This window comes from Roseicitreum antarcticum (assembly GCF_014681765.1).
Classification (GTDB): domain Bacteria; phylum Pseudomonadota; class Alphaproteobacteria; order Rhodobacterales; family Rhodobacteraceae; genus Roseicitreum; species Roseicitreum antarcticum.
In genome coordinates, this window is the sequence record NZ_CP061498.1 from 1986443 (window position 1) to 1992500 (window position 6058).

At 61.3% G+C, this 6058-nt stretch carries 8 protein-coding genes, 1 tRNA gene and 2 rRNA genes (1 of these 11 only partly in view); 5 read left to right on the plus strand and 6 right to left on the minus strand.

The features are described 5' to 3' along the window. Nucleotides 1–7 precede the first annotated feature (7 nt). The 5 genes from H9529_RS09510 to H9529_RS09525 all read left to right on the plus strand — a co-directional run bounded on the left by H9529_RS09510 (nt 8) and on the right by H9529_RS09525 (nt 2602). Complete coding sequence (locus H9529_RS09510) at nt 8–1084, plus strand: DUF2793 domain-containing protein (protein WP_092892721.1); 1077 nt, start codon at nt 8–10, stop codon at nt 1082–1084. 60 nt (nt 1085–1144) lie between these two features. Continuing rightward, entirely contained in the window at nt 1145–1453 is a 309-nt protein-coding gene (locus H9529_RS09515; protein WP_092892719.1) for a hypothetical protein, read from the plus strand. Between the two features lie 69 nt (nt 1454–1522). Then, entirely contained in the window at nt 1523–2197 is a 675-nt protein-coding gene (locus H9529_RS09520; protein WP_092892717.1) for a YcbK family protein, read from the plus strand. Next, nucleotides 2197–2448 (plus strand): hypothetical protein, encoded by a 252-nt coding sequence (locus H9529_RS20750; RefSeq protein ID WP_092892723.1) that lies wholly within the window; start codon nt 2197–2199, stop codon nt 2446–2448. Before H9529_RS09520 ends, H9529_RS20750 begins: the two co-directional genes overlap by 1 nt. Beyond that, nucleotides 2357–2602: a hypothetical protein gene (locus H9529_RS09525; RefSeq protein WP_092892715.1), complete on the plus strand. Its 246-nt coding sequence runs from the start codon at nt 2357–2359 to the stop codon at nt 2600–2602. The genes H9529_RS20750 and H9529_RS09525 overlap by 92 nt, the downstream gene beginning before the upstream one ends. 213 nt (nt 2603–2815) lie before the next feature. Here the strand turns inward: H9529_RS09525 and H9529_RS09530 are convergent, their stop codons facing one another. The 6 genes from H9529_RS09530 to H9529_RS09555 all read right to left on the minus strand — a co-directional run. Further along, a complete protein-coding gene (locus H9529_RS09530) occupies nt 2816–4198 on the minus strand; it encodes an exodeoxyribonuclease I (protein WP_092892713.1) in 1383 nt (460 codons plus the stop codon). Between the two features lie 39 nt (nt 4199–4237). Beyond that, nucleotides 4238–4555 carry a type II toxin-antitoxin system RelE/ParE family toxin gene (locus H9529_RS09535; RefSeq protein ID WP_092892711.1) on the minus strand — a complete coding sequence of 106 codons (318 nt, stop codon included), beginning with the start codon at nt 4553–4555 and terminating at the stop codon, nt 4238–4240. Further along, nucleotides 4552–4821 carry a hypothetical protein gene (locus H9529_RS09540; protein ID WP_223814122.1) on the minus strand — a complete coding sequence of 90 codons (270 nt, stop codon included), beginning with the start codon at nt 4819–4821 and terminating at the stop codon, nt 4552–4554. Before H9529_RS09540 ends, H9529_RS09535 begins: the two co-directional genes overlap by 4 nt. A gap of 190 nt (nt 4822–5011) precedes the next feature. After that, nucleotides 5012–5088: transfer RNA gene (locus tag H9529_RS09545), tRNA-Met, on the minus strand. Between the two features lie 67 nt (nt 5089–5155). Next, nucleotides 5156–5270: ribosomal RNA gene (rrf, locus tag H9529_RS09550) — 5S ribosomal RNA — on the minus strand. Nucleotides 5271–5349: 79 nt separating this feature from the next. Beyond that, nucleotides 5350–6058 (minus strand): 23S ribosomal RNA (locus H9529_RS09555) (it continues 2125 nt past the right edge of the window).

Sequence of the window (6058 nt, forward strand, 5' to 3'; positions counted from 1 at the left end):
CAGGACCATGTCCGACATCACCACTCACCTCCTACTGCCATACATCCTGGCATCGCAGGCCCAAAAGCATGTGACCCATAACGAGGCGCTGCGGCTGCTCGACGGGCTGATCCAGCTTTCCGTTCTCGACCGGGATCAGACCGCGCCGCCCGGCAGCCCCGCCGATGGCGACCGCTACATCGTTGCTTCGGGCGCAACCGGCGACTGGGCGGGCTGGGACCTGAACGTGGCGCTCCGGACAGATGGCGCTTGGCTGCGTCTGTCGCCGCGCACAGGCTGGCGCGCGTGGATCGAGGATGAGGGTCTGCTGCTGGTCTACGATGGCGCGGGCTGGATCGGCACGACACCCGCCTCCCTACAAAACCTCGCGCTGTTGGGGCTGGGAACCACCGCCGATGCCGCCAATCCGTTCTCGGCCAAGCTCAACGCCGCGCTCTGGACCGCGAAGACCGTGGCCGAAGGTGGGACCGGTGATCTGTTCTACACCATGAACAAGGAGGCTGCGGGCGACGATCTCGGTCTGACGCTGCAGAGCGGCTTCGTGACCAAGGCTCTGCTGGGGCTTTTCGGCTCCGACCGGTTCCGGCTCGCGGTTTCCACCGATGGCAGCACGTTCTTTGACGGGCTGATCGTCGACAACACCAACGGCATCGTCGACCAGCCGCAGCTGCCCCGCTTCAAGGCCTACACCAATTACGACAACTACGTGGGTGTCGGCACCTGGACGAAGATCGGCTTGAACAACACCGACACTAACGATCAGGGTGCGTTCGACGCCGGGACTAACCTCTTCACCGCACCTGTGGACGGCACCTACCTGTTCGGCGCTACGCTGCTCTACAAGATCAACGCCAGCACCACGGCCCGGATGCGTGGGCGGCTGGTGCTGAACGGCAGCACGGAGATCAGGGGCTCTTTCGGCGAGAGCTCGGCCACCCATGTTTCGCTGGCCACCGCGATCTGGCTGCAGACCATGGTGCCGCTCACCGCGGGCGATACCGTCGAGCTGCAGGGGTATTTCCGGGTCGCGGACGGCTACTTCGCCGCCGATCACACCAGCTTCTGGGGCTGCAAAATAGGGTGACCCGCCCCCACCGCAGGCTGTTTCGCACGAACATCAGACTCATGACCCAAGGATATCACCATGACAGACCGCACCTCATTGCTGCAGGAGGTCGGCGCGGCCTTCCGCGACAACGGCCTGACCGCCGCCATCACCGCGCTGATCGGTGGATTCATCGCACTTCTTGCCGCTGTCACGCGCCGCGCCTTCACCAATGACGCGATGCTGCTGCGGCTGGACCGCGAGCTGCTGGCCGAGCGCAACCGCGTTGATCGCCAGCGCGCCGACGACCGCAAAGGCGACGCCGACCGGCTGGAACGCATCGAGACCGACATCCGCGCCATGCGCGATCTGGTGTTTGATGTCTTCCAGCGCGGGCGTATCGACTGACAAACACCACACCAACCTGCCGACCCACCCCACCCGCCACCGGCGGGTTTTGCATGTCTGGAGAACTCCATGCCGACCACGACCTATGCCCACTTCCGCGACGTGCCCGAAAGCCTCTGGCGCTGGCCCAGCTTTTCCCCGGCCGAGATCGCCTGCCGCGGCACCGGTGCGATCAAGATCAACACCGAAGCCATGGACAAGCTGCAGTCCCTGCGCAACCGCCTCGGCAAGCCGCTGATCGTGCGTTCCGGCTATCGCAGCCCCAGCCACAACCGGGCGGTGGGTGGGGCCCCGGCCTCGAAGCACATGCTGGGCACGGCGTTCGACATCGCCATGTCGAACCACGACCCGGCCATCTTCGCCGAAGCCGCCCGCGCCGTCGGTTTCCTCGGTTTCGGCACTTATCCGCGCTCGGGCTTCATGCACGTCGATCTCGGGCCAGCGCGGTCGTGGGGCGAACCCTTCGCTGCCAGCGCCACGCCCTTCGTGCCTGAAACCCCGCCTGCCCGTGAGGTTCTTGCCGACAGCCGCACTTTGAAAGGTGGTGGGGCAGCGGGCATCGCCACGGTCGGCGCGGCCGGTGTTGAAGTGGCGCAAGACGTCCTGGCGGAAACCCAATCCGCTATCCTGCCCCTGGTGCCCTACCTCGACACCCTGCGCTGGGTGTTCATCGCCGTGGCGCTGATCGGCATCGCCGTCGCCATCCACGCCCGGATCGAAGACTGGAAGCGGGGCCAGCGATGATGGGCTGGATCACCGCCATTCTCGCCAGCGGCCCGGCGCGCAGAGCGCTGGGCCTGCTTTTGGCAGCAATCACAATCGCTTTGTTCCTCTTGAACCTCCGCCGCGCCGGGGAACGCGCCGGGCGGCTGGCGGAACGTCTTTCAACATCGGAGAGAACACATGAAATCCAACGTCAGATGCTGGACGCCGCCAGCCGTCGGCCTGCTGATCGCGATGCTCTTGCTGGTCGGTTGCGCGACGGTCAGTTCTGACGCTCTGGCGCGCTGCCCACCGATCGTGGACTATAACCCCACTGATCAGGCAAGTGCTGCGGTTGAAGTCGAAACGCTATCAGAAACATCGATGGTGGTGCGGATGCTCAGCGATTATGCCGTCCTGCGCGAGCAAGCGCGGGCGTGCAGGTGAAGAACGGACCGGGCAATTACCTACCCTGCAGGAAGCGCCAGACGCCTCGACCGCAGCGTCACGCCCGGCCCGTTTCACGGATTCACGTTTTCAAAGAGCGGCAGGGATTCGCTGCCCGGAGATGGTGGCATGCAACGGCATCGTCTGTCGCGATTCGAAAAGGGCACAATTGTGCACCTTGCGCAAAGGCTGAGGTGGTCATTCTTCATGTCATCACGCTGGTTGCGCAGATCCAAACTGCTGGATGAAATCCGCGATGTCATTCAGCGCAGCCTGATCCGCCCCCGGCACCGCCCGGAGCTCGGCGATGGCACGCGTGGCTGATGCGATGGTCGTCCAGTCGATCTCGGGAGTATCTGGGGCATTCCACCGTTCGTGAAGAAAGACTTTGAACTGCGCCGCTTCTTCGGCAGTCAGGACGCTGGGCGTATGGAAAGCAATCAGCCTGCGGCCAAGCTGGCGCAGGCGGGCATCGGTCAACAGATCGACGATTTCGCAACGCCGCGGCCAGTCGGCCTGCTGGAATTCAGCCAGGAGATCGCGATCACCTTTTGCATAGAACCCGCCATAGATTTGCTTTTCGACCGATGGTGGCGGCGCATCTGGATCATCGACATAGCGCGCGGCCATAGCTTGCCCGACCCTTGCACGAAAGGCAGGATTCGTGGCGATCAGGGCTGCTTTGCGGACATGGTCTGGGTCTGGATTGGCAATGGGGAACAGCGACGGCACCTTGTTGGTCGCGATGCTGCGGATGACCTGGGGTGTGCCATCGACCGCCTGAAACAGCGCCGCGTCGTCGGCCTGCATCAGGGCCTCGAGATGGCCTGCCTCCAGATCGAAGAAGGCCGCCTGTGTTGGGTTTCCATCAGCCGTCCCACAGAAACACCCGACATAGGAGCGTGGCGGGCCGCCACCAAAGCGCAGCACCAGTTCCACCGGGCGGAAGGTTTCCAGCGTGGCCATGACACTCTGTTTGTCTCGATTGTGCAGGATGGCCGACCAGAGCACAGGATCGCCGTTGGCAATGAGGCGGGCGATGTGGACCGTGGCCTCGACATCCCCAAGGGCATCATGGGCGTTGTGGGCGTTGAAGCCATTTGCTGGGGCCAGACGATCCAGCTTGAAGGTGGTGCGGCCGGTATCATCGGTCGGCCAATTCAACAGGCCCGGACTGCGGCACCACACAGCATAGACGGCGGTCAGAATGTCGAGCCGGTTGTTGCCGTTGAACTGGGTGGCGTAAATGTTCGGCTGCAGGTTCTGGTAGAAGGTCTGCCGCAGAACCTCCTCATCGAACCGGATGGTGTTGAAGCCCACCCATGTCGCGGGCGCCCATCGTTCGATCAACTCCATGATGGACTGGGTAAAATCGAACAAGGTCGGCAGTGCAGGGTCAACCAACTGCGCGGGCGTCACGCCGGTGACGATCAGCGCCTGTGGCGCCGGAATGATGTGCGGGGCGATCCGACACCGTAGATTTACCCGCTCAATTTCGGCGAAGCTGTCGTCCGTCCGGATCGCCGCGAATTGCAGCGGCTGGTTATAAGCAGGCGATAGCCCTGTGGTCTCAAGATCGTAAAAGACAAATCCCATCAAAGCATACTTTCGAATAAATAGAAGACCACTGCGCCGTCACCGGCTGCGCGCGCTGCTGCGCATGGCCCAATCGGCACCGCCATAGGTCACAGCGTAAATCAGAACTTCCCTTTGGTCATCATCAACCACAAACGCGATCACAGCTTTCCGGCCTGCCGGGATGGCACGCAAGCCAGGGGCGATCTCATCGCGGAGGCTTCCTTTGTGCGGCATGGCTTTCAGCGTGGCGATGGCCGCCTCGATCTCGCCCAGCTTTCGGGCGGCCGCATCGGGCCCGGCATAGTCGAGGATCCAGCGCGCGATGGCATCAAGGTCACGTACGACGAGAGGATGGAACCGGATGCGGTAATTCACGCGCCCCGCGCTGTCCCGATGGTGGCTTGTGCGGTGGCAAACGCATCGTCCTGGTCGATAAACGCTGAACGCGGTGTTTCCATCCGGGCGCGGATTTCCTGCGTGAGGGCCGCGAGGGCCACATCGCGTTCCTGTTCGTCCTGCATCATCTGCTCCAGCGCGGCCGCGACTGCCGCGCTTTGGGTCGCGAACACGCCTTGCCCCACCTTTTCCGCGAGGAAGTGGTGATGGCGGTCGGTAAAGCTGAGGGTTGTTTTGACGGTCATCTGCACCTCCATGGTATGACTGAGTCATATACCAGTTACGGGCGATGGTTTCAACGGTGGCGGAAGGGCCGTTCTCGCATCGCTTTTGCGTGCGACTCGTCAAACGTTGACATGGCGTTGACACAAAATGCGCAAGCAAAAACCCGACTGTTTAGGTCGGGTTCTATGCTTCTGATATCGTTCAAGAATTTGGTTGCGGGAGTTGGATTTGAACCAACGACCTTCAGGTTATGAGCCTGACGAGCTACCGGGCTGCTCCATCCCGCGCTGATTTGCGCTATATATTTGGTGCGCATTTTGTATCGTTATGAGAGAAATTTGTGTTTCTTGTCAGGTTTGGCGGTGACCTACTCTCCCACGTCTTAAGACGCAGTACCATTGGCGCGACGGCACTTAACTTCCGAGTTCGAGATGGGATCGGGTGTTTTGCTCGTGCTATAGCCACCAAACCGGAGAAGAAACACACATCAGCTATCCAGAGGTCTGCTTTTGATTTGAAGCGAGGATTGTGCCTTGCTTTTTCTGGATCAAATCAAGCCTATCGAGCCATTAGTACCGGTCAACTGAACGCATTGCTGCGCTTACATCTCCGGCCTATCGACGTGGTGGTCTACCACGGCTCTCAAGGGAGATCTTGTTTTGAAGGGGGCTTCCCGCTTAGATGCCTTCAGCGGTTATCCTGTCCGTTCATAGCTACCCTGCACTGCGGCTGGCGCCACAACAGGTCCACCAGTGGAACGTTCACCCCGGTCCTCTCGTACTAGGGGCAACTCTTCTCAAATCTCCTACACCCACGGCAGATAGGGACCGAACTGTCTCACGACGTTCTAAACCCAGCTCACGTACCTCTTTAAACGGCGAACAGCCGTACCCTTGGGACCTGCTCCAGCCCCAGGATGAGATGAGCCGACATCGAGGTGCCAAACGGTGCCGTCGATATGGACTCTTGGGCACCATCAGCCTGTTATCCCCGGCGTACCTTTTATCCGTTGAGCGATGGCCCTCCCACTTGGGACCACCGGATCACTATGGCCGACTTTCGTCTCTGCTCGACTTGTCAGTCTTGCAGTCAGGCTGGCTTCTGCCATTGCACTCAACGAGCGATTTCCGACCGCTCTGAGCCAACCTTCGCGCGCCTCCGTTACTTTTTAGGAGGCGACCGCCCCAGTCAAACTACCCGCCACACAGGGTCCCGGATCCGGATAACGGACCGCGGTTAGACATCAAGCAAAGCAAG